Here is a 20,593-nt window from a genome sequence, read left to right as displayed (position 1 = left end):
CGGACCCCTCATGGCCGGACTGTTCAAACCCGCTCGCCACGGTGGCGCGTCACTCACCCTCGACCCGGTCGAGGTGTCCATCCTGCGCAACCTCTCCGTCCAGATGCTGGAACTGCTCGGCCCCGGCGACGAGCCGGAGGAGGACGAGGACCCGCTGGCCAGGCTGTTCGCCGAGGGGCCCAGCAAGGCGCCGGAGGACCCGGCGCTGGCCCGGCTGTTCCCCGACGCCTACGGAGAGGACGAGGAGGACGCCGCGGAGCTCTCCGCCGAGTTCCGCCGCTTCACCGAGAACGACCTGCGCGACCGCAAGCGCGAGGACGCCCTCGCCGTGGTCCGCAGCCTGGACGCGGCCGACGCCGACCGCAAGGGCCGCAGCCAGGTCCAGCTCGACAAGGACGGCTGCACGCACTGGCTCGGCGCCCTCAACGACCTGCGGCTCACCCTCGGCAGCCGGCTGGAGGTCAGCGACGACCCGGACGAGGCCGAGGGGATGTACCGGCTCTCGGACGACGACCCGCGCAAACCGCTGGTGATGGCGTACCTCTGGCTCGGCGGGCTGCAGGAGACGCTGATCGAGGTGATCGCCCGCTGAAGGCGGTCCGGGTCCCGCCGGGTCCAGGAGCAGCCCGGCGCCGCAGGCTGCTTATTCTGGCGTCATGCTGACCATCACCCGAGCCCTGCACGACGCGATCGTCGCCCACGCCCGTGCCGACCACCCCGACGAGGCCTGCGGCGTCGTCGCCGGACCCGCCGGGACCGACCGGCCCGAGCGCTTCATCCCGATGCTGAACGCCGCCCGCTCGCCCACCTTCTACGAGTTCGACTCGGGTGACCTGCTCAAGCTCTACCGGGAGATGGACGACCGGGACGAGGAGCCGGTCGTCGTCTACCACTCGCACACCGCCACCGAGGCATATCCCTCGCGCACCGACGTCTCCTACGCCTCCGAGCCGGGGGCCCACTACGTGCTGGTGTCCACGGCGGACAGCGGCGGCGACGAAGGCCAGTTCCAGTTCCGTTCGTTCCGCATTGTGGACGGCGAGATCACAGAGGAAGACGTCCAGGTCGTCGAGGGCTACGCCTGAACGGGCCGGGAGCGGCCCCCGGCCCCGGGCAGGAGCGTGTGTCCACGGACGACGTCCCGGTTTCTGAGACGCGACCATCCATGGAGCGAGACACCCATGCCTTTCCGGGGTCGGGAATCTATACGATGAGCCCATGCGTTCCCTCGATGTGAGCACTCCCGCCCCAGGCATCCGCCTCGTGGCGCGGCTGCACGTCGACCTGTGCCGCCTCGCCAGCGCGATCTGTCGCACCAGCTGAGCCCGCGCAGCAACCCATCCCGCTTCCCGGGCCGCGTCACCGCGTCCGCAGCTTTCCCCCTCCACTCCCACTCCACAGGAGCGCAGCAGCCATGGCCATCGAGGTCCGCATCCCCACCATCCTCCGCACCTACACCGACGGCGCGAAGGCCGTCGAAGGCAACGGCGCCACCCTGGACGCGCTCTTCGCCGACCTCGACGCCCGGCACCCCGGCATCCGCGCCCGCCTGGTGGACGCCGGCGAGCTGCGCCGCTTCGTCAACGTCTACCTCAACGACGAGGACGTCCGCTTCCTCGACGGCATCAACACCGCCCTCGGCGACAACGACAACGTCACCATCCTCCCCGCGGTCGCCGGCGGTTCCGTCTGATGAAGTACGACACCCCCCTCGAAGCCGTCGGCAACACCCCCCTCGTCGGCCTGCCGCGCCTGTCGGCGGGCATCGACGGCAACGAGGCGGGGGCTGTACGGCTCTGGGCCAAGCTGGAGGACCGCAACCCCACCGGCTCGATCAAGGACCGTCCCGCGCTGCACATGATCGAGCGGGCCGAGGCCGACGGCCGGCTCACCCCGGGCTGCACGATCCTGGAGCCGACCAGCGGCAACACCGGCATCTCGCTCGCCATGGCGGCCAAGCTCAAGGGCTACCGGATGGTCTGCGTCATGCCGGAGAACACCAGCGAGGAGCGGCGCGAGCTGCTGCGCATGTGGGGCGCCGAGGTGATCCCCTCCCCGGCGGCCGGCGGCTCCAACACCGCCGTCCGGGTCGCCAAGGAGCTCGCCGCCGAGCACCCCGACTGGGTGATGCTCTACCAGTACGGCAACCCCGACAACGCCGGCGCGCACTACGCCACCACCGGTCCTGAGATCCTCGCCGACCTGCCGACCGTCACCCACTTCGTGGCCGGGCTCGGCACCACCGGCACCCTGATGGGCGTCGGACGCTTCCTGCGCGAGAAGGTCCCCGGTGTCACCATCGTCGCCGTCGAACCGCGCTACGACGACCTGGTCTACGGGCTGCGCAACCTGGACGAGGGCTTCGTCCCCGAGCTGTACGACGCGTCCGTGCTCTCCACCCGCTTCTCGGTCGGCTCGGCGGACGCCGTCCGGGGCACCCGCGACCTGCTCCAGCAGGAGGGGATCTTCGCCGGCGTCTCCACCGGAGCCATCCTGCACGCCGCCCTCGGCGTCGGCCGCAAGGCCGCGAGGGCCGGCGAGCGGGCCGACATCGTCTTCGTCGTCGCGGACGGCGGCTGGAAGTACCTCTCCACCGGCATCTACACGGCGGCCACCACCGAGGACGCGGTCGAGGCGCTGCAGGGCCAGCTCTGGGCCTGACGCCTTTGTTCGGCATGAGGGCCCCCACCTGTGTGACACGGGTGGGGGCCTTTTATTTGTCCGTTTCGTGATCCGGAACGGTCACAGAACGTCGACAGGGAAGGATCAGCGAGCCTCTGCCTCGTTGGGCCGGAAAAGGTTGAGAGCACTTCAGCCGACCAGCTGGTGAGAACGCGTCAGACCTGGTCATACGTCCAGCCGGAGGAGGTACCGGGATGAGTCCTCGCAACGGCGAGCTCTGGTCCTACACCGAGATCGCCGCTCATATCGGCGTCAAGCCAGAGACTGTGAAGTCGTACCGGCGTCACGGAATGCTGCCCGATCCAGACGTCGTCACCGTCCTCGGCCAGCCGCGTTGGTACGCATCCACGATCAGAACCTGGAGCGCCCGCCGCCCGCACAGCCGGGACAGATAGCGGCGCACATGAGTACGGGGGGAGCGCGCGGCTCCCCCCGTACTGGTGATTCCGACCACAACCGGCCCCGCGCACAGCAGCGAAGGCTTAACGCCGCCTTACCCTCGACTCTGCAGTGGTGGGGGACGAAGGACGAACCGGCGGAGGACGCGGGATGCTCCAAACTTTCGGGGAGCGACCCCCCGCACCCCCACGTGACCCCGTGGTCGGTGGTCCCTGGCGTGCGGATTTCGCGAGGAGAAGCTGAATGGAACTGACCGTGGTGGGAAGCTCGGGGAGCTTTCCGTCAGCCGACTCTCCCTGCTCCTGCTACCTGGTCGAGGCCGAGGGCTACCGGCTGGTCATCGACCTGGGCAACGGCGCGCTCGGCGCGCTGCAGAAGTACACGGGCCTCTACGACGTGGACGCCGTCCTGCTCAGCCATCTGCACGCGGACCACTGCGTCGACATGTGCGCCTACTACGTGGCCCGGAACTACCGGGTCGGCGGCTGCCCCGACCCGCTGCCCGTCTACGGCCCGCACGGCACCCCGGAGCGGCTGGCCCGGGCCTACGACATGGACGAGCACCCGGGGATGAAGGAGGTCTTCGACTTCCGCACGCTGCGGGACGGCACCTTCACCCTCGGACCCTTCACCGTCACCGCCGCGCGGGTCGCCCACCCGGTCGAGGCCTACGCCTTCCGGGTCGAGCAGGGCGGCAGCGCCTTCGTCTACAGCGGCGACACCGGCCCCTGCGAGGAACTGGTCGCGCTGGCGCGCGGCGCCGACCTGCTGCTCAGCGAGGCCGCCTTCACCGACGGCAAGGAGGACATCCCGGACCTCCACCTCAACGGCCGCCAGGCCGGTGAGCACGCCGCCCGCGCCGGAGTCGGGCGGCTGGTGCTCACCCACATCCCCCCGTGGACGGACCCGGAGCGCAACCGCAGCGACGCGGCGGCGGCCTTCGGCCACCCGGTCGAGTTGGCCCTGCCGGGGGCCGTGTACTCGATCTGACGGCGCTTTCGGCCTGCTGCTACTTGATGACCTCTGCTTCCAGTTCGTCCGCGTCGTCCTCGCGGCCCGGGGTCTTGAGGTTGAACTTGGTGATCACGAATCTGAAGATCGAGTAGTAGACCACCGCGAACACCAGGCCGATCGGGATGATCAGCCATGGTTTGGTGGCCAGACTCCAGTTGATGACGTAGTCGATCAGCCCGGCCGAGAAGCTGAACCCGTCGTGGACGCCCAGGCCCCAGGTCACCGCCATGGAGACACCCGTCAGGATGGCGTGGATGCCGTAGAGGACCGGGGCGATGTAGAGGAACGAGTACTCGATCGGCTCGGTGACGCCGGTGACGAAGGAGGTCAGGCCGACGGAGATCATCAGGCCCATCACCTCCTTGCGGCGGTGCGGCTTGGCGCAGTGCGCGATCGCGAGGGCGGCGGCGGGGAGCGCGAACATCATGATCGGGAAGAAGCCCGAGGTGAACTGGCCGGCTGAGGGGTCGCCCGCCAGGAAGCGGTTGATGTCACCGTGGACGACCGTGCCGTCCGGCTTGGTGAAGTCCCCGAACTGGAACCAGAAGAAGACGTTCAGGAACTGGTGCAGGCCGAAGACCAGCAGGACGCGGTTGGCGACGCCGAAGATGCCGGAGCCGGTCGCCCCCAGATTGGTGATGCTGTTGGCGAAGTGGTCGAGCCCGCGTCCCACCGGCGGCCACACCCAGAGGCAGAGGACGGCGAAGACCAGGGCCACCCCGGCCATGATGATCGGGACCAGCCGGCGTCCGTTGAAGAAGCCGAGCCAGTCGACCAGCTTCACCCGGTGGAAGCGCTGCCAGAAGTAGGCCGACAGCAGGCCGATGACGATGCCGCCGAAGACCCCGGGGTTCTGGAAGGTCGGTGGAGTGTAGACACCGTTCGTCACCACGCCCTTGGTGGCCGGGAACTGGTGCAGGACGTTGTAGTAGACCAGGAAGCCCGCCACCGCCGCGAGCGCGGTCGAACCGTCGGCCTTCTTGGCCATGCCGATCGCGACGCCGACGGCGAACAGCAGCGGGAGGCCGAGCGAGCCGTCGAGAAGTGCGCCGCCCGCGCCGCCGAAGACCTTCACCAGGTTCACGGGGAAGCCCCAACTGGTGTGGATGTCGTCCTGGCCGAGGCGGTTGAGGATGCCGGCTGCGGGGAGCACCGCGATCGGGAGCTGGAGGCTGCGCCCCATCTTCTGCAGACCGCTGATCAGGCCCTGCCACCATGGCGCCTGGGGGGCGGCGGCGTTCGCCGAGCTCATGCACTCTCCTCGTCGGGCCTCGTCGGACCTCGTCGGGCTCGCTGGTCCACTACGGCTCCCGTTGTCGTCATCCTCGGGGAGCAGGGTGATCTTCGCGCGCGAAGTTGGGCCAACCGTGCGTTACCGTGTCAATGCGGACCAAGAGGGCACTCCGTGCCGGAGCACGCCCATGGGTCGGGCACACGGCCCAGGCCGAGAACAGGAGAACAACGATGGCCACGAAGGCTGAGAAGATCGTCGCGGGGCTCGGCGGCATCGACAACATCGAAGAGGTTGAAGGCTGCATCACCCGGCTGCGCACCGAGGTCAAGGACGCCACCCTCATCGACGAGGCCGCCCTCAAGGCCGCCGGCGCGCACGGCGTGGTCAAGATGGGCACCGCGATCCAGGTCGTCATCGGCACCGACGCCGACCCGATCGCAGCCGACATCGAAGACATGATGGAGTAACGCTCCGTCACCCCCTGGACTGCCCTCGCGAAGGGCACAGCCGACGGCCCGCGCCGCCCGTCCGCCCGTTCGACCGCACGACCGGTTGGGCTCGGACGGGGCGCGGGCCGTCGGCATCTGCTTGGTCTTCCCGCAGGGGCAGCGGATAGGGTCGGAACCATGACACGCAACGACGGCCGCAGCCTCGACCAGCTCCGCCCCATCACCATCGAGCGCGGCTGGAGCAAGCACGCCGAGGGATCGGTCCTGGTCTCGTTCGGGGACACCCGGGTACTCTGCACCGCCAGCGTCACCGAGGGCGTCCCGCGCTGGCGCCGCGGCAGCGGCGAGGGCTGGGTCACCGGCGAGTACGCGATGCTGCCCCGCGCCACCAACACCCGCAACGACCGCGAGTCCGTCCGCGGCAAGATCGGCGGACGCACCCACGAGATCAGCCGCCTGATCGGCCGTTCGCTGCGCGGTGTCGTGGACACCCGGGCCCTGTCGGAGAACACCATCGCCATCGACTGCGACGTCCTCCAGGCCGACGGCGGCACCCGTACGGCCGCCATCACCGGGGCGTACGTGGCCCTGGTCGACGCGATCCGCTGGGCCCAGGAGAAGAAGATCACCCGGGCGAAGGCCAACCCGATCGTCGGATCCGTGAGCGCGGTCAGCGTCGGCATCGTGGGCGGGCTCCCGATGCTCGACCTCAACTACGAGGAGGACGTGCGCGCCGAGACGGACATGAACATCGTCTGCACGGGTGACGGGAAGTTCGTCGAGGTCCAGGGCACGGCGGAGGGCGCGCCCTTCGACCGGGACCTGCTGAACCAGCTGCTGGACCTGGGACAGCAGGGCTGCGCCGAGCTGGAGCAGATCCAGCGCAAGGTCCTGGAGGGGTGAGTGCGGTGACCGATCGTCTCATTCTCGCCACCCGCAACACGGGCAAGGTGGTCGAACTCCGGACCATCCTCGGCGACGCGGGGCTGGGGGTCGAGCTGGTCGGCGCGGACGCCTACCCGGAGATCCCCGACGTGGTCGAGACCGGGGTGACCTTCGCGGAGAACGCGCTGCTCAAAGCCCATGCGCTGGCCCAGGCCACCGGCTTCCCGGCGGTCGCGGACGACTCCGGCCTCTGCGTCGACGTTCTCGGCGGCGCGCCCGGCATCTTCTCGGCCCGCTGGGCCGGCCGCCACGGCGACGACAAGGCCAACCTCGACCTGCTGCTCGCCCAGCTGGCCGACATCGCCCCACCCCACCGCGCCGCCCACTTCGCCTGCGCCGCCGCCCTCGCCCTCCCCGACGGCACCGAACGAGTCGTCATGGGCCGCCTACGGGGCACCCTCCGGTTCGAACCGGTCGGGACGAACGGCTTCGGCTACGACCCGATCCTGCAGCCGGACGGGTACGAGGTGACCTGCGCGGAACTGTCGCCGGAGGCGAAGAACGCGATCAGCCACCGGGGCGAAGCCTTCCGCGGACTGGTGCCGGTGGTGCGGGAGCTGGTCACCGGCTGACGGTCTGCCCGTGGGGGAGGCCGGACGCCGCAGCAGCCTGCGCCTGCGGCAGCGGGGCGGGGAATCCGCGGTAGTGCTCAACCCGGTGCGCCGCCCTACCCGCTCCGTCCCGTGGCCGAGCTCGGTCTCGCTGCCGCTCGACGGCAACAAGCGGGAGGGGGGTGCCCGGTCGGCCGGGCGAAGGACCTCCGCCGCGCGGCCGAGCTCGAACAGCTCTGAGCGAGGGCCGCCGGGCAGGTGGGCGCAATACGAGCCGACCGCCAGCCCCGCGCCCGGCTCGTCGTTGTTGCCCGCGAGCGGAGCGAGCCAGCTCAGCCAGGCACGGGCCTGGAGCGGAAAACGGTGGTGCGCCGGGAGCAAGCGCGCACGGGTTGGCCAGCGTCGGGGCGGGGGCTCGGTCGCTGAGGCATCCCGCTGGTACGGGAAGCTTCGGCGCTACATGGAAGAGGCCCACTGGCTGCTTGGCTGAGTGGGCCTCCATGCGTACGGCCGGAGGGACTCGAACCCTCACGTTGTTTCCAACACTGCACCCTAAATGCAGCGCGTCTGACCAATTCCGCCACGGCCGCTTACGCCAGGTATGCTACCTCGTCCGCTCAACTCGTGTTGTGCTTCCTCCCCGCCGATTGCCAGAGCACCAGGTGGCCGTCAACGAGTGGCAGTTAGGACAGAGGAAGCGGAGATTCTCGAGGCGGTTGTCCAGCCAGTCCCCGTTGATGTGGTCGATCTGGAGCGTCATCGGTTTGCCCAGCCACTCCCCGGGATTTCCGCAGGAGCGGCACGTGTATGCAACCCCCTTGGCTTCCAGGGCACGCCGAAGGCGGGGGTGACTGCTGCGGGCGCTGCCCGGCGGTCGAAGGACCAGAACTTTGTCGGGATTGAAGGTGGCCTTCACGGGTGGAAGGTCGTTTGAGCGGCGCGTGAAATGGCTGGTGTCGAGCCCTGCTGCGCGGATTGCTTCGCGGATCTTGCGATGGTTTCCCGAGTTGGTGGCCAGCCCCATACGGCGCATGACCTCGGCGAAGCTGGTTGAGGCCTGCACATGGGCCTGGAGCGCTTCGCGAGAGTGCACAACTCGCAGAGGGTGCCTTGAGCGGAAGTCCGGGTGGGTGTCCCACTGGGCGAGCTGATTCTGGAGGGCCTTTCTGCTGGCACTGTCGTCCGAGAGGCCGAGGCGCCGGGCGAGATCTCGGATGCTGCTGGCCAAGGCCGCGGCAGTCACCACTTCGGCTTGGTCCAGATCCAAGTCCGGAAGTCGGGACGGCATGAGTGGAAAGTGGCTCATGTCCAACTGGAGCCGCGCCGCTCGGGTGCGAAGGTGGCTCAGTGTGCCGCTCGCGGGTACGGCGCCGACGTGGAGGGCCACTTCGCGCATCGTGGTCGAACGGGCCACTGCATCGGCGATTGCGGCGTCCGAGTAGCGAGCCCATCCGCTCTGCTGCTTGAAGTGGCTGGTGTCGATTCCGTGCTCGATGACGAGCCTCTGCAGTTGCCTCCGCAGACCTCCGCTCGACGTCCGACCGAGCCGACGCATCAGGTCGCACCAGTTGCTTGACCGGGTGACCGTCTCAGCCAGGTGCTCGCGGGTGTACGCCGTTGTGGCCATGGGTCCCTCCGGGGGCATTGCGGCGGCGGCGCCGCGCGGGCCGAAGGGGTTGGGCATGGCGATGCCGCCTCGGCTGGTTGCGGGAGCGTCGTCTGCCGAGTGGGCGGTGGGGTGCGTTCGTATGGGTCAACGAGGGGGGAACTGGTGGGTTACGCCGTTTGGGGTGTGAGGCGGGTCACATGCTTTGGGGGGTGTGGGTGGGGTGGGCATGGTTGTGGTTGAGACCAATAGGACTAGGCCACCTTGGAGGAGTAGGGCTCTGAGCTGGCCATCTGTTGAACCTTAAGGGAACTTAAGTGACACGTTGCCGAATGGGGTCTTGACGGGCGGGGATGGTCCAGGCCAATTTATCCGTCAACAACGGTAGTTACCCGGGAGTCGTGTGGGGGTCTCGGATCCGACTGCCGCAGCAGGTCCGCAGGTGTCAGGCACGGATGGTTCATGTTGCGGAGGCAGAGATGGTCGGTACGCCCACACAGGCGGGGGCCCGGCGGGTACTGGTGGCGGCGTGTTGTGGTGCGCTGCTGGCGGCCGGGGGGTTGCTCGCCGTTGGCGGGAGCGCGCAGGCGAGTACGGCGCAGTTGCTGGTCAACCCAGGGTTCGAGAGCGGGAGCCTGAGCGGCTGGAGCTGTTCGACTGCGGACAAGGTGGTGACCAGCCCCGTCGCGGCGGGCTCGTACGCCCTGTCCGGGACGCCGTCGGGGTCGGACTTCGCGCAGTGCGCGCAGACGGTCGCGGTCGCGCCCAACTCGACGTACACGTTGAGCGGGCAGGTGGAGGGGAGCTACGTCTACCTCGGGGCCACCGGAACGGGCGTGAGTGCCAGCAACTGGACGCCCAGTGCGACGAGTTGGCAGACGCTGTCGACGACGTTCACGACCGGCGCGAGCACCACGTCGGTGCAGGTGTACGTGCACGGGTGGTACGGGCAGGCGGCGTTCGGTGCCGATGAGCTGTCGTTGATCGGGCCGCCGGCGGGAGGGGCGACTTCTACGCCCACGGCTACGACTTCTCCCACGGCGAGTGCCAGCCCGACTGCCAGCGCGAGCGCGAGCCCCACCGCTACGGCCACGGCCACCACCCCGCCCACCGACACCGGGTTCCGGCACCCGGTCTACATGATGCCGCTCGACAACAGCCCGCAGGCGATCTCGGACGTCATCGCCAAGTCCGGTGAGAACGAGTTCCTCTTCGCCTTCGTGCTGGACTCCGGCGGTTGCACCCCGGCCTGGGACGGCAGCGCCTCCTCCAGCGTCGCCTCCGACACCGCCGTGCTGGCGGACGTGAACGCCGCCCGCGCGGCCGGAGGGGATGTCGCGGTGTCGTTCGGCGGCTACAACGGCACCGAGCTGGGCAGCACTTGTGGCAGTTCGTCCGCGCTCGCCGCCGCCTACCAGCAGGTGATCAACAAGTACAAGCTCACCCGGATCGACCTGGACTGGGAGAACGGCAGCCTGGACGCCAACATGGCGGTGCGCTGGGGCGCGATCAAGCAGCTGGAGGCGGCCAATCCCAGCCTGAAGGTGACGCTGACCATCCCGATGACCACCATCGGCCTTCCCGACACCGGTCGGGACGAGATCCAGCAGGCGATCAACGACGGGGCACGGATCGACCGGGTCAACATCATGGACTTCGACTTCGGGCTCAGCGCCGGTACGGAGACGGCCGCCGCCGAGACCGTGGCCGGCGACGTGGTCGCGCAGCTGGAGAAGCTCTACGGCTGGGACGCCGCCACCGCGTGGGCGCACCTGAGCGTGCAGTTGATGAACGGTCACACTGACCAGCCCAGCGAGCTGTTCACCCAGTCGACCTTCACCGACCTGCTCGGCTTCGTGCAGGCCAACCACGCCGCCGCGTTCTCCTACTGGGACGTCAACCGGGACCGCGTCTGCGACCCGAACGTCGTCCACAACTGGGCCGACGGGGCGTGCAGCAGCGTCACCCAGAACGCGTACGACTTCACCAAGATCCTCACCCAGTTCAACGGCTGACCCTGCGTCAGCCCCCACGTTCCACCCGCGTCGGGCCACGTCATGCACCCCCACATAGCTCTGCGCATGTCGTGCTCACAGTCCGGCGCGGGTGTTCCCCCACAAACCCTCTCCCTCCAGGAGTCCTGTCATGCCAGAACGCGTCCCGTCCGCCCCCCGCGCCGTAAGGCCAAGGATGAGGCGCGGTACCGCGCTCGCCACTGCGACGGTGCTGATAGCCGGTTCCGTCGCGCTCGCCTCGACCGTCACCGGGGCCAGTGCCGCATCCACCAATCTGCTGACCAACGGTGACTTCGAGACCGGCACCCTCAGCGGCTGGACCTGCTCGCTGGGCAGCGTGGTCAGCTCGCCCGTGCACGGCGGCTCGCACGCGCTGCTGGGTGCGGCGTCCAGCTCGGACGACGCGCAGTGCACGCAGACCGTGACGGTGCTGCCCAACACCACGTACAGCCTGTCGGGCTACGTCGAGGGCGCCTACGTCTACCTCGGCGCGACCGGGACGGGCGTGAGCGCCAGCAACTGGACGCCGAGCGCGACCAGTTGGCAGCAGCTGTCGACCTCGTTCACGACCGGTTCGGCGACGACCTCGGTGCAGGTGTACACGCACGGCTGGTACGGGCAGGGCTCGTACTACGCCGATGATGTGACGCTGACCGGGCCCGGTGGGAGCAGTAGCAGCAGCGCCTCGGCGAGTGCGTCGGCCAGTGCCTCGGCCTCCGCTTCCGCCTCGGCGTCCGCCAGTGCTTCCGCCTCGCCGTCGGCGAGCGCCAGCGCGAGTGCCAGTGCCAGCGCGAGCGCCTCCGCGTCCGCCTCGGCCAGCGCCTCGGCGTCCCCCAGCAGCACCGCCACCTCCGGCACCGGCAGCGGTCCGACCGGTGACGGCCTGGTGAGCACCCCCACCGGTGTCAGCGCGAAGGTCACCAACACCGCGGTGACCCTCTCCTGGGCGGCGTCCACGGACACCTCGCAGACCGGGGACACCCCCGGCTACTACGTCTACTCGGGCTCCAACCTGGTGGCGACCTCGATGGGCACCTCGGTGACCGTCAGCTCGCTGCTGCCGAACACCGCCTACTCCTTCACCGTCCAGGGGTACGACAAGGACGGCCACGCCTCGGCGCAGTCCGGCGCGGTGTCGGCGACCACGGCCGGCGCGGCGACCGGTGCGATGAAGTCGGCGTACTTCGACCAGTGGTCGATCTACGGCAACGCCTACTACCCGAAGAACGTGGGGACCTCCGGCGCGGCCGCGAACATGAAGGTCATCACCTACGCGTTCGAGAACATCGACCCCACCGCCCACACCTGCTTCGAGGCGGTGAAGGCCAGCGACTCCACCAACGAGTCCGACGCCAGCGCGGGTGACGGCGCGGGCGACGCCTTCGCGGACTACCAGAAGTCCTACACCAGCGACATCAGCGTCGACGGTACTTCGGACACCTGGTCGCAGCCGATCAAGGGCAACTTCAACCAGCTGCGGGAACTGAAGGCCAAGTACCCCAACCTGAAGATCAACCTCTCCATCGGCGGCTGGACCTACTCCAAGTACTTCTCGGACGCGGCGGCCACCGACGCCTCCCGGAAGGCGTTCGTCTCCTCCTGCATCAACATGTTCATCAAGGGCAACCTGCCGACCGGCGTCTCCGGTGACGCCTCCGGCGGTACCGGCGCGGCCGCGGGCCTGTTCGACGGGATCGACATCGACTGGGAGTACCCGGCCTCGACGGGCGGCCACACCGGCAATCACACCTCGGCTGCCGACACCGCCAACTACTCGGCGCTGCTGGCCGAGTTCCGCACCGAGCTGGACGCCTACGGCTCGAGCATCGGCAAGCACTTCCTGCTGACCGCGGCGCTGCCCAGCGGCCAGGACAAGATTGCGCTGATCCAGCCCGCGCAGATCGCCAAGTCCCTGGACTACGGCGACATCATGACCTACGACATGCACGGCGCCTGGGACTCGACCGGTCCGACCAACTTCCAGGACCCGCTGCACAACACGGCCTCCGACCCGAGCACGGCGATCGCGCCCGGGACCGAGAAGTACAACGTCGACAACACCATCAAGGCCTACACCTCGGGTGACTCCGCGTACGGGATCACCGGCGGCTTCCCGGCGAGCAAGCTGGTGCTGGGCGTGCCGTTCTACTTCCGCGGCTGGACCGGGGTGACGGCCGGCAGCAATTACGGCCTCTACCAGTCGGCGACCGGGGCCAGCCCGGTGCAGACCTACACCCAGCAGGCCGGTATCGCGGACTGGAAGGAGCTCGCGGCCAAGGGTCTGACCACCGGCAGCACCGTCCACTGGGACGCGACCACCCAGAGCTCCTGGATCTACGACGGCACCAACTTCTACACCGGTGACACCCCGCAGGCGATCACCGCGCGCGGCGCCTACGCCACGTCGAACGGGCTGGGCGGCATCTTCGCCTTCTCCTTCGAGGGCGACGACTCCAGCGGCTCGCTGATCAACACGATGAACAGTTCCATGCAGTAAGCAGCAAGGACTCCGCGCAGGGGAGGGGCGGTGCACCCGGACGGGTGTGCCGCCCCTTCGGCATGCAGGTGCTCAGCTGATTTTGAGGTCGCGGATCAGCTTGGCGACGTGCCCGGTGGCCTTGACGTTGTAGAACGCGTGCTCGATCTTGCCCGCCTCGTCCACGACGAACGTGGAGCGGATCACGCCGGTGACGGTCTTGCCGTACATGGTCTTCTCGCCGAAGGCCCCGTACGCCTGGAGTACCTCCTTCTCGGGGTCCGCCACCAGGGTGACCTTGAGGTGCTCCTTCTCGCGGAACTTGCCGAGCTTCTCGGGCTTGTCCGGGGAGACGCCGATGACGTCGTAGCCGGCCCCCGCGAGCAGGTCCAGGTTGTCGGTGAAGTCGCAGGCCTGCTTGGTGCAGCCGGGGGTCAGCGCGGCCGGGTAGAAGTAGACGACGACCTTGCGGCCGAGGTGGTCGGCCAGGGAGACCGGCTTGCCGTCGGCGTCCGGGAGGGTGAAGGCCGGGGCGGTGTCGCCGGCCTGCAGTTTGGTCCGCTGGTCCGTCATGGGTGCTCCTGCTGGTACGTGAGGTGGGAAGGTCGTGCCCAGAAGAACGTACCGCCCGGGTACGACAGCGCGACGGGAGACCGGGGTGCCGATGCGCAAGGCGTCACGGGACCTGACAAACTGTCCGTCAGGTGCACAGGTGGCGTGGGTAGCGGAGGAAGGTGGACTCGTGGGCGAGGTCGTCGGCACGAGGGGCAAGGACAACGGCCCGGACGGGCGTTCCGCCGCACAGATCGAGGCGGACATCATCCGGACCCGGAAGCAGCTGGCGGCGACGCTGGACGAGCTGGCCGTAGCGGTGCACCCGTCCACGATCGTCGGCAAGGCCAAGGCCGACGCCAAGGCGGTGGTGGACCGGACGGCGGGCCGGGCGTTCGTGGCGGCGAGCCGGGGCGTGGAGCAGCTGCGGGCCCAGTTCGTGGACGAGAAGGGCAATCCGCGCAAGGAGCGGATCGTGCCGGTGGCGGCTGTCGCCGGTGCGGTCGTGGTGGGTCTGGTCCTGCTGCGTCGCCGCAAGCAGTAGGCGCCGGAGCCCCACGGAACGGGGGAGGGGCGCGGGGGTGCGCCCACGGGTCGGCTGCTGTCGGCGCGGCGGTGTACGGTCCTGGGGTGAGCGAATCGTCTGCCCCCGCGTCCGACTCCTTCGGAGAGAAGCTTCCCATCCGGATGCTGCACGACCGGGTCCTGGTCCGTACGGACGGCCCGGAGGGCGATCGGCGCTCCACCGGCGGCATCCTGATCCCGGCGACCGCTGAGCTGAGCAAGCGATGCGCATGGGCCAAGGTCGTCGCGATCGGCCAGAACGTGCGTTCGATCGAGCCTGGCGACCGGGTCCTCTACGACCCCGAGGACCGTTCCGAGGTCGAGGTCAGGGGAGAGCTGTACGTCCTGCTGCGGGAACGCGACGTCCACGCGGTGGCGTCGGAGCGGGTGGGGGACACCACCGGCTCCACCGGGCTGTACCTCTGACGTTCTGACCTCCTTCCCCTCCCCGCCGGCTATGGATTGCCCGCGCGGGCCGTCGCCGAGGCGAAGGTGGGCAGGCTGATGGCGGTGGATGTCGCGGCGCCGGTGCTGGTGGGGGTGGTCGTGGCGGACTGGCTCGGGGTGGCTGCGCCGGAGGTGGACGCCGCGGTGCTGGGGGCGGTCGACGGGGAGAGGCTCGCGGCCGGGGTGGTGGACGCCGGGGTGGACGGAGCGGTGGTGCCGGCCGCCGGGGTGGTGGCCGGAGTGGTGGGGCTGGCCGAGGCGACGGGGCTGCTGTTGTCGACGACCGAGGTGTCCAGGGTGAACTGCTGGACCGGCTGGTTGTTGAGCGCCGAGGTCATGTAGTCGGTCCAGATCTGGGCCGGGAAGGACCCGCCGTTGACCCGGGTGACCCCGGCGGCGTCGCCGAGCGCGAGCCTGGCGTGGGTGGTGGCGTCCTCGGCGAACAGGCCGACCGAGGTGACCAGCTGCGGGGTGTAGCCGATGAACCACGCGGACTTGTTGTCGTCGGTGGTGCCGGTCTTGCCCGCCGCGGGGCGGTTCAGGTCGAGCGCCACATAGCCGGTGCCGTTGGTGCTGACGACGCCCTGCAGCACCGAGGTGACGGCGTCGGCGGTGGCACGGCTGAAGGCCTGGGTGGTCTTGTGCTCGGGCAGCGCCTTGCTGGTGCCTTCGTGGCTGAGGGACTGGACCGACCAGGGGGTGATCTGCTGGCCGTGGTTGTCGATGGTGGAGTACGCCCCGGCCATCTCGACGGCGCTGGGGGTGGCCACGCCGAGGGCGAGGGCGGGGTTGCCGGCGCTCATGTCCGGGGTGCCGGCGGGGAGCCCGGCGGCGATGGCGGTCTTCCGGACGTTGTCCAGGCCCGCGTCGACGGCCTCCTGCGCGTACACCGAGTTGACCGACTTCTTCATGGCGTAGGCGAGGGTGATCTGGCCGTAGTCCTGGTTGTCCTCGTTCGGCGGTGCGTAGGTCTGGCCCGAGGGCAGGCCCTGGACGCTGCGTCCGCTGGTGCCGTCGTAGTAGGTGAACGGGGTGATCGCCCGGCCGTCCTGGGTCTTGGAGTTGTTCTGCAGTCCGGCGGCCAGGTCGAAGGCCTTGAAGGTGGAGCCGACCTGGATGTCGGTGCGGGTGGCGTCGTTGAACTGCTGCTTGGTGTAGTCGGGCCCGCCGTACGCGGCCACCAGCTTGCCGGTGGTGGGGTCGACCGAGCCGGCCGCTGCGCGGACGTCCTTGGCCTTCGCGGTGTTCGGCAGCTTGTCGCTGAACTCCTTCTTCACCGCGGCGGCCAGCTGGTCCTGGTTCTGCTTGACGAAGGTGGTGGTGATCTTCCAGCCGCCGGCGTTGAGCTGGGCCGCGGTGATGACGTTGTTGTCGTAGAGGTACTGGTCGGCGATGTCGATGAGGTAGCCCGCCTGCCCGCTGACGCCGGGAGTGGGTCCCGGCGCCTTGGTGGTGGGGAAGGTCATCGCGTTGCGGTCGCTCTGGCTGACCCAGCCGAGCTTGACCATGCCGTCCAGGACGTAGTTCCAGCGCGCCACCGCTGCGGCCTTGCCGGCCGTGGTGGCGGTGCCGACGTCGTAGGCGCTGGGGGCCTGCAGCAGGGCGGCGAGGTAGGCCGCCTGCGGGACGCTCAGCTGGGCGGCGCCGATGCCGTAGTAGGCCTGGGCGGCGGCCTGGATGCCGTAGGCGTTGCGGCCGAAGTAGCTGGTGTTGAGGTACCCGGCCATGATGTCGTTCTTGCTCATGGTCTGGTCGACCTTGAGCGAGATGAAGAACTCCTTGACCTTGCGGGTGACCGTCTGGTCCTGGGTCAGGTAGTAGTTCTTGACGTACTGCTGGGTGATGGTGGAGCCGCCCTGGAGGCCGTTCCCTCTGACGGTCTGCCAGCCGGCCCGGACGGTGCCCCTGATGCTGACGCCCTGGTTGCTGTAGAAGGTGCGGTCCTCGGCGGAGACCGCGGCGTGCTGCATGTTCAGCGCGATCTGGTCGATCGGGACGGAGATCCGGTTGGTCGCGCCGGTGCGGCCGAGCTCGGTCTTGCCGTCGGCGTAGTAGTACACATTGCTCTGCGCGGTGGCGGCGGCGTTGGGGTCGGGCACCTTGACGGTCATGTACATCACGACGAAGGCGCCGACCAGGATCAGCAGCAGGCCGACCAGCCCGCCGAGGACCATCCGCCAGGTCGGGATGGCCCGGCGCCACCAGGGCTTGGCCTTGCGGGCGGCCTTGCGGGCCTGCTTCTTCGTGCGGTGCCGGTCGCGGAAGCCGCCGCCCATGCCGCCGCCCTGGGCGCGGTCCTCGGCCTCCAGGGTGTCCGGGTCCATGGGATGCGCGGGACCGTCCGGGTCATCGCCTCCGGCGGGGCCCCAGCCCTCTCCCTGAGGTCCCCTCGGGTCGCTGCTCATCCGCGTCCTGCTCCTTGTCCGTGGCCACTCACCTGACGCAGTGTCCATTTTTGTGCCCAATATCCCTATGACGCGCTTTGCGCAGGATTAGGTTCCACACTGCCTTACCGGCTACCCCGCAGAAGGCCGACAGGCATGGATACGGCCGTTTGTGGCGTGCCTGTGACATCGCCCGGTGGCGGTCGCTACGCTGGCGTGACAACCGCATACCGAGAGAAGCCCCTTGCGCGCACCCCCCGGGTGTCCGCGAAAGGGGCCTGTTTGGCGTTCCCGCGCGCCGTGGTGGCAGTGGGCTGCGCTGTGTCGACAAATCGATAGAGAGGACCTTGCTTGTGGCCCAGTCCGTTGCCCTGGCCCATCCCCCCGATCCGACCCCGCTCCCGACCCTCCCCGCCCTCCGGGGCCGCCACGGCGGCTCGCTGCGGCTGTACGCCGCGGTGGCCCGCGGCAGCTTCCGGCGCTACGCCGGGTACCGCGCCGCCACCTGGGCGGGCGTGCTCACCAACACCGTCTTCGGCTTCTTCATCGCCTACACCTACCAGGCGCTCTGGCAGGTCCGCCCGCACCTGGGCGGCTACGACCTCAGCGCCGCCCTCACCTATGTCTGGCTCGGCCAGGCCCTGCTGATGCCGGTCGCCGCGATGGGCGGCGGCGTCCAGGACGACATCGAGGCCAGGATCGTCAACGGCGACATCGCCGTGGACCTCTACCGTCCGGTGGACCAGCAGGTGTGGTGGCTCTCCGCCGACCTCGGCCGGGCCTGCTACCACCTGCTCAGCCGGGGCATCGTGCCGATGCTGGTCGGCAGCCTGTTCTTCCGTCTGCGGATGCCGGCCGGCGGTCCGGCGACGCAGGCGCTGACCTGGGCCGGCGCGCTGCTCTCGGTCGGCCTCGCGGTGGTCGTCAGCTTCCTGCTGCGCTACCTGGCCGCGCTGACCGGCTTCTGGCTGATGGACCCGCGCGGGATCCGGCAGGTGACGGTGGTGCTGGGGATGTTCTTCTCCGGTTTCCTGCTGCCGCTGTCGCTGCTGCCGGCCGCGCTGGCGGCGGTGGCGCAGCACCTGCCCTGGGCGGCGATGGTGCAGATCCCGCTGGACGTCTTCCTGCAGCGCCGCACCGGTGCGGCGCTCGCGGCGGGGCTGCTGCTGCAACTGGGCTGGACCGGGGTGCTGCTGGGGGCCGGGCAGCTGCTCCAGCGCGCGGTGGTGCGAAAGGTGGTGGTCCAGGGTGGCTGACCCGATGAGTGCCCCGCTGTCCCCGTACCGGCGGACCAGGGAGGCGCTGCGGGCGTACCGGCTGGTGGCCGGGATGTGGCTGCGGGCCTCGCTGGCGTACCGGGCCTCGTTCTGGATCACCACCATCGGCAACGGGGTGACCTCGCTGCTGGACTTCGTCGTCATCGCGGTGATGTTCCGGCACACCACGACCCTGGGCGGCTGGACCCTGCCGCAGGTCGCCTTCCTGTACGGGACCTCCGGTCTGACGCTGGGGCTGGCCGACCTGCTGGTGGGCAGCCTGGACCAGCTCGGGCAGCGGGTCCGCGACGGCTCGGTGGACACCGTGCTGGTCCGTCCGGCCGCCGCGCTGGCGCAGCTGGGCGCGGACCGCTTCGCGCTGCGCCGGGCCGGGCGGGTGGTGCAGAGCCTGCTGGTGCTGGGCTGGTCGCTGGCGGAGCTGCGGCTGGACTGGACCGTCCCCAAGCTGCTGGTGATGGCCGTGCTGGTGCTGTGTGGGACGGTGATCTTCGGCTCGGTCTTCGTCGCCGGGGCGGCCTTCCAGTTCTTCGCCACGGACGCGGCCGAGGTGCAGAACTCGGTGACCTACGGCGGGGCGACCATGCTCCAGTACCCGCCCTCGGTGTTCGCCCGCGACCTGGTCCGCGGTGCGGTCTACGGGATCCCGCTGGCGTTCGTGAACTGGCTGCCCGCGCTCTACCTGCTGGGCCTGCCCGACCCGATCGGGGTGCCGGGCTGGTTCCGCTTCGCCTCGCCGCTGGCGGCGCTGCTGTGCGCGACGGCGGCCGGGCTCGCCTGGCGGGCCGGGATCCGCTCGTATCGCAGTACCGGAAGTTGACGTTCCATCAGAACTATCCGAGAGGAACCGACGGCATGGCAATCATCGAGGTCGAGGACGTGGCCAGGACCTTCACGGTACGGCGCAAGGTCGGACGGCTGCGGCGGGAGCGCACCGAGGTGCGGGCCGTGGACGGGCTCAGCTTCGAGGTCGCGGCCGGGGAGATGGTCGGCTACATCGGCCCCAACGGCGCGGGCAAGTCCACCACCATCAAGATGCTGACCGGCATCCTGGTCCCCAGCGAGGGGCGGTTGCGGGTCGCAGGCGCCGACCCCTCCCGGGAGCGGGTCCGGCTGGCCCGGCGGATCGGGGTGGTCTTCGGGCAGCGCACCACCCTGTGGTGGGACCTGCCGCTGCGCGACTCCTACGAGCTGGCCCGGCGGATCTACCGGATCGAGGACGCCCGCTACCGGCGCAACCTGGACCGCTGCATCGACCTGCTGGAGCTCGGACCGCTGCTGGACGTGCCGGTGCGTCAGCTGTCGCTGGGCCAGCGGATGCGCGGCGACATCGCGGCGGCGCTGCTGCACGACCCGGAGGTGCTCTACCTGGACGAGCCCACCATCGGCCTGGACGTGATCAGCAAGAACCGGGTCCGTGAGTTCCTGGCCGAGATCAACGCGGAGTCGGGCACCACGGTGCTGCTCACCACGCACGACCTCACCGACATCGAGCGGCTCTGCTCGCGGGTGATGGTGATCGACCACGGCCGGGTGGTCTACGACGGCGGACTGGAGGGCCTGCACGGGATCGGCGGCAGCGAACGCACCCTGGTGGTCGATCTGGCCGCCCCCGAGCCGGAGCCCATCAGTGTCCCCGGCGCCCGGGTGGTGCGGGTGGAGGGTCCGCGCCAGTGGCTCGCCTTCCCGGCGGCCGACAGCGCGGCCCCGCTGGTGGCGGCGATCGCGGCGCGCTATCCGCTGGTCGACCTGTCGGTGAAGGAGCCGGCGATCGAGGACGTCATCGCCCGGATGTACGGAGGGGAGGTGGGGGAGGGGCAGCGCAGCCTGGAAGGGTCGGTCGCCGCCGGGTGACGGCCAGGGCTGCCCTCCGCTGATGCGGCGGGAGTCCTTGTACTGGTCTGGACCAGATGCGATCATCGGAGACCGTGCTGCGGCCGGTGACCGGGCTCGCGCCGCCCGTGGAGGGGACGGGCGGCGCGAGCGGTCCGGGCGGCGTGG

21 protein-coding genes and 1 tRNA gene are annotated in these 20,593 nt (G+C 69.6%); 17 read left to right on the top strand and 5 right to left on the bottom strand.

Annotated features, from left to right (window positions below; genetic code table 11):
• Positions 1-10 precede the first annotated feature (10 nt).
• The 7 genes from ABH941_RS14045 to ABH941_RS14015 all read left to right on the top strand — a co-directional run bounded on the left by ABH941_RS14045 (position 11) and on the right by ABH941_RS14015 (position 4,071).
• Positions 11-592 carry a DUF2017 domain-containing protein gene (locus ABH941_RS14045; RefSeq protein ID WP_370129367.1) on the top strand — a complete coding sequence of 194 codons (582 nt, stop codon included), beginning with the start codon at positions 11-13 and terminating at the stop codon, positions 590-592.
• A gap of 64 nt (positions 593-656) precedes the next feature.
• The gene (locus ABH941_RS14040) at positions 657-1,085 is read left to right on the top strand and encodes a Mov34/MPN/PAD-1 family protein (RefSeq protein WP_370129365.1); all 429 of its coding nucleotides are present in this window, start codon (positions 657-659) and stop codon (positions 1,083-1,085) included.
• Between the two features lie 133 nt (positions 1,086-1,218).
• Positions 1,219-1,323, top strand: a complete 105-nt coding sequence (locus tag ABH941_RS14035; protein ID WP_347879451.1) for a putative leader peptide — start codon at positions 1,219-1,221, stop codon at positions 1,321-1,323.
• Between the two features lie 91 nt (positions 1,324-1,414).
• The gene (locus ABH941_RS14030; protein WP_042404254.1) at positions 1,415-1,693 is read left to right on the top strand and encodes a MoaD/ThiS family protein; all 279 of its coding nucleotides are present in this window, start codon (positions 1,415-1,417) and stop codon (positions 1,691-1,693) included.
• Entirely contained in the window at positions 1,693-2,661 is a 969-nt protein-coding gene (locus ABH941_RS14025) for a PLP-dependent cysteine synthase family protein (RefSeq protein ID WP_370129364.1), read from the top strand. The genes ABH941_RS14030 and ABH941_RS14025 overlap by 1 nt, the downstream gene beginning before the upstream one ends.
• Positions 2,662-2,876: 215 nt before the next feature.
• A complete protein-coding gene (locus ABH941_RS14020; RefSeq protein WP_134004495.1) occupies positions 2,877-3,077 on the top strand; it encodes a MarR family transcriptional regulator in 201 nt (66 codons plus the stop codon).
• Positions 3,078-3,324: 247 nt separating this feature from the next.
• Positions 3,325-4,071 (top strand): MBL fold metallo-hydrolase, encoded by a 747-nt coding sequence (locus ABH941_RS14015; protein WP_370129363.1) that lies wholly within the window; start codon positions 3,325-3,327, stop codon positions 4,069-4,071.
• Between the two features lie 19 nt (positions 4,072-4,090).
• Here the strand turns inward: ABH941_RS14015 and ABH941_RS14010 are convergent, their stop codons facing one another.
• On the bottom strand, positions 4,091-5,347 hold the full coding sequence (locus ABH941_RS14010) for a PTS transporter subunit EIIC (RefSeq protein ID WP_370129362.1): 1,257 nt from the start codon (positions 5,345-5,347) through the stop codon (positions 4,091-4,093).
• 212 nt (positions 5,348-5,559) lie between these two features.
• Between ABH941_RS14010 and ABH941_RS14005 the strand changes: the two genes are divergently transcribed.
• The 3 genes from ABH941_RS14005 to rdgB all read left to right on the top strand — a co-directional run bounded on the left by ABH941_RS14005 (position 5,560) and on the right by rdgB (position 7,295).
• Positions 5,560-5,796, top strand: a complete 237-nt coding sequence (locus ABH941_RS14005) for a glucose PTS transporter subunit EIIB (RefSeq protein ID WP_370129360.1) — start codon at positions 5,560-5,562, stop codon at positions 5,794-5,796.
• Positions 5,797-5,955: 159 nt separating this feature from the next.
• Positions 5,956-6,681, top strand: a complete 726-nt coding sequence (rph, locus tag ABH941_RS14000; protein WP_370129359.1) for a ribonuclease PH — start codon at positions 5,956-5,958, stop codon at positions 6,679-6,681.
• 5 nt (positions 6,682-6,686) lie between these two features.
• Positions 6,687-7,295, top strand: coding sequence for an RdgB/HAM1 family non-canonical purine NTP pyrophosphatase (rdgB, locus tag ABH941_RS13995; protein WP_370129358.1), 609 nt, complete (start codon positions 6,687-6,689; stop codon positions 7,293-7,295).
• A gap of 484 nt (positions 7,296-7,779) precedes the next feature.
• Here the strand turns inward: rdgB and ABH941_RS13990 are convergent.
• Both ABH941_RS13990 and ABH941_RS13985 read right to left on the bottom strand, forming a co-directional pair.
• Positions 7,780-7,864 (bottom strand) — tRNA-Leu (locus tag ABH941_RS13990).
• A gap of 14 nt (positions 7,865-7,878) precedes the next feature.
• Positions 7,879-8,901 carry an HNH endonuclease signature motif containing protein gene (locus ABH941_RS13985; protein WP_370129357.1) on the bottom strand — a complete coding sequence of 341 codons (1,023 nt, stop codon included), beginning with the start codon at positions 8,899-8,901 and terminating at the stop codon, positions 7,879-7,881.
• A 458-nt stretch (positions 8,902-9,359) separates the two neighbouring features.
• Here ABH941_RS13985 and ABH941_RS13980 point away from each other — a divergent pair, with 458 nt between their 5' ends.
• Together ABH941_RS13980 and ABH941_RS13975 are read left to right on the top strand one after the other, a co-directional pair.
• Positions 9,360-10,895, top strand: a complete 1,536-nt coding sequence (locus tag ABH941_RS13980) for a carbohydrate binding domain-containing protein (RefSeq protein WP_370129355.1) — start codon at positions 9,360-9,362, stop codon at positions 10,893-10,895.
• 130 nt (positions 10,896-11,025) lie between these two features.
• Positions 11,026-13,392, top strand: coding sequence for a glycosyl hydrolase family 18 protein (locus ABH941_RS13975; RefSeq protein WP_370129354.1), 2,367 nt, complete (start codon positions 11,026-11,028; stop codon positions 13,390-13,392).
• A gap of 72 nt (positions 13,393-13,464) precedes the next feature.
• Here the strand turns inward: ABH941_RS13975 and bcp are convergent, their stop codons facing one another.
• Positions 13,465-13,944, bottom strand: coding sequence for a thioredoxin-dependent thiol peroxidase (gene bcp / locus ABH941_RS13970; RefSeq protein ID WP_370129352.1), 480 nt, complete (start codon positions 13,942-13,944; stop codon positions 13,465-13,467).
• A gap of 169 nt (positions 13,945-14,113) precedes the next feature.
• Here bcp and ABH941_RS13965 point away from each other — a divergent pair, with 169 nt between their 5' ends.
• Together ABH941_RS13965 and ABH941_RS13960 are read left to right on the top strand one after the other, a co-directional pair.
• Entirely contained in the window at positions 14,114-14,467 is a 354-nt protein-coding gene (locus ABH941_RS13965) for a DUF3618 domain-containing protein (RefSeq protein ID WP_370129351.1), read from the top strand.
• Positions 14,468-14,610: 143 nt separating this feature from the next.
• A complete protein-coding gene (locus ABH941_RS13960; RefSeq protein WP_134006281.1) occupies positions 14,611-14,913 on the top strand; it encodes a co-chaperone GroES in 303 nt (100 codons plus the stop codon).
• Positions 14,914-14,942: 29 nt separating this feature from the next.
• Here the strand turns inward: ABH941_RS13960 and ABH941_RS13955 are convergent, their stop codons facing one another.
• Complete coding sequence (locus ABH941_RS13955) at positions 14,943-17,339, bottom strand: transglycosylase domain-containing protein (RefSeq protein WP_370129350.1); 2,397 nt, start codon at positions 17,337-17,339, stop codon at positions 14,943-14,945.
• A gap of 419 nt (positions 17,340-17,758) precedes the next feature.
• On the opposite strand from ABH941_RS13955, the gene ABH941_RS13950 reads away from it, so the two are divergent.
• From ABH941_RS13950 to ABH941_RS13940, 3 genes are read left to right on the top strand one after another with little or no spacing between them, the layout of a single operon-like run.
• Positions 17,759-18,574 carry an ABC transporter permease gene (locus ABH941_RS13950; RefSeq protein WP_370129491.1) on the top strand — a complete coding sequence of 272 codons (816 nt, stop codon included), beginning with the start codon at positions 17,759-17,761 and terminating at the stop codon, positions 18,572-18,574.
• Between the two features lie 4 nt (positions 18,575-18,578).
• The gene (locus tag ABH941_RS13945; protein WP_370129349.1) at positions 18,579-19,412 is read left to right on the top strand and encodes an ABC transporter permease; all 834 of its coding nucleotides are present in this window, start codon (positions 18,579-18,581) and stop codon (positions 19,410-19,412) included.
• 35 nt (positions 19,413-19,447) lie between these two features.
• Positions 19,448-20,446, top strand: a complete 999-nt coding sequence (locus ABH941_RS13940) for an ATP-binding cassette domain-containing protein (protein ID WP_370129348.1) — start codon at positions 19,448-19,450, stop codon at positions 20,444-20,446.
• The last annotated feature ends 147 nt before the right edge of the window (positions 20,447-20,593 follow it).

Source organism: Streptacidiphilus sp. EB103A (assembly GCF_041261405.1).
GTDB lineage: Bacteria > Actinomycetota > Actinomycetes > Streptomycetales > Streptomycetaceae > Streptacidiphilus.
Note: the sequence above shows the minus strand (reverse complement) of the source record. Positions and strands in the feature narration are given on the sequence as shown.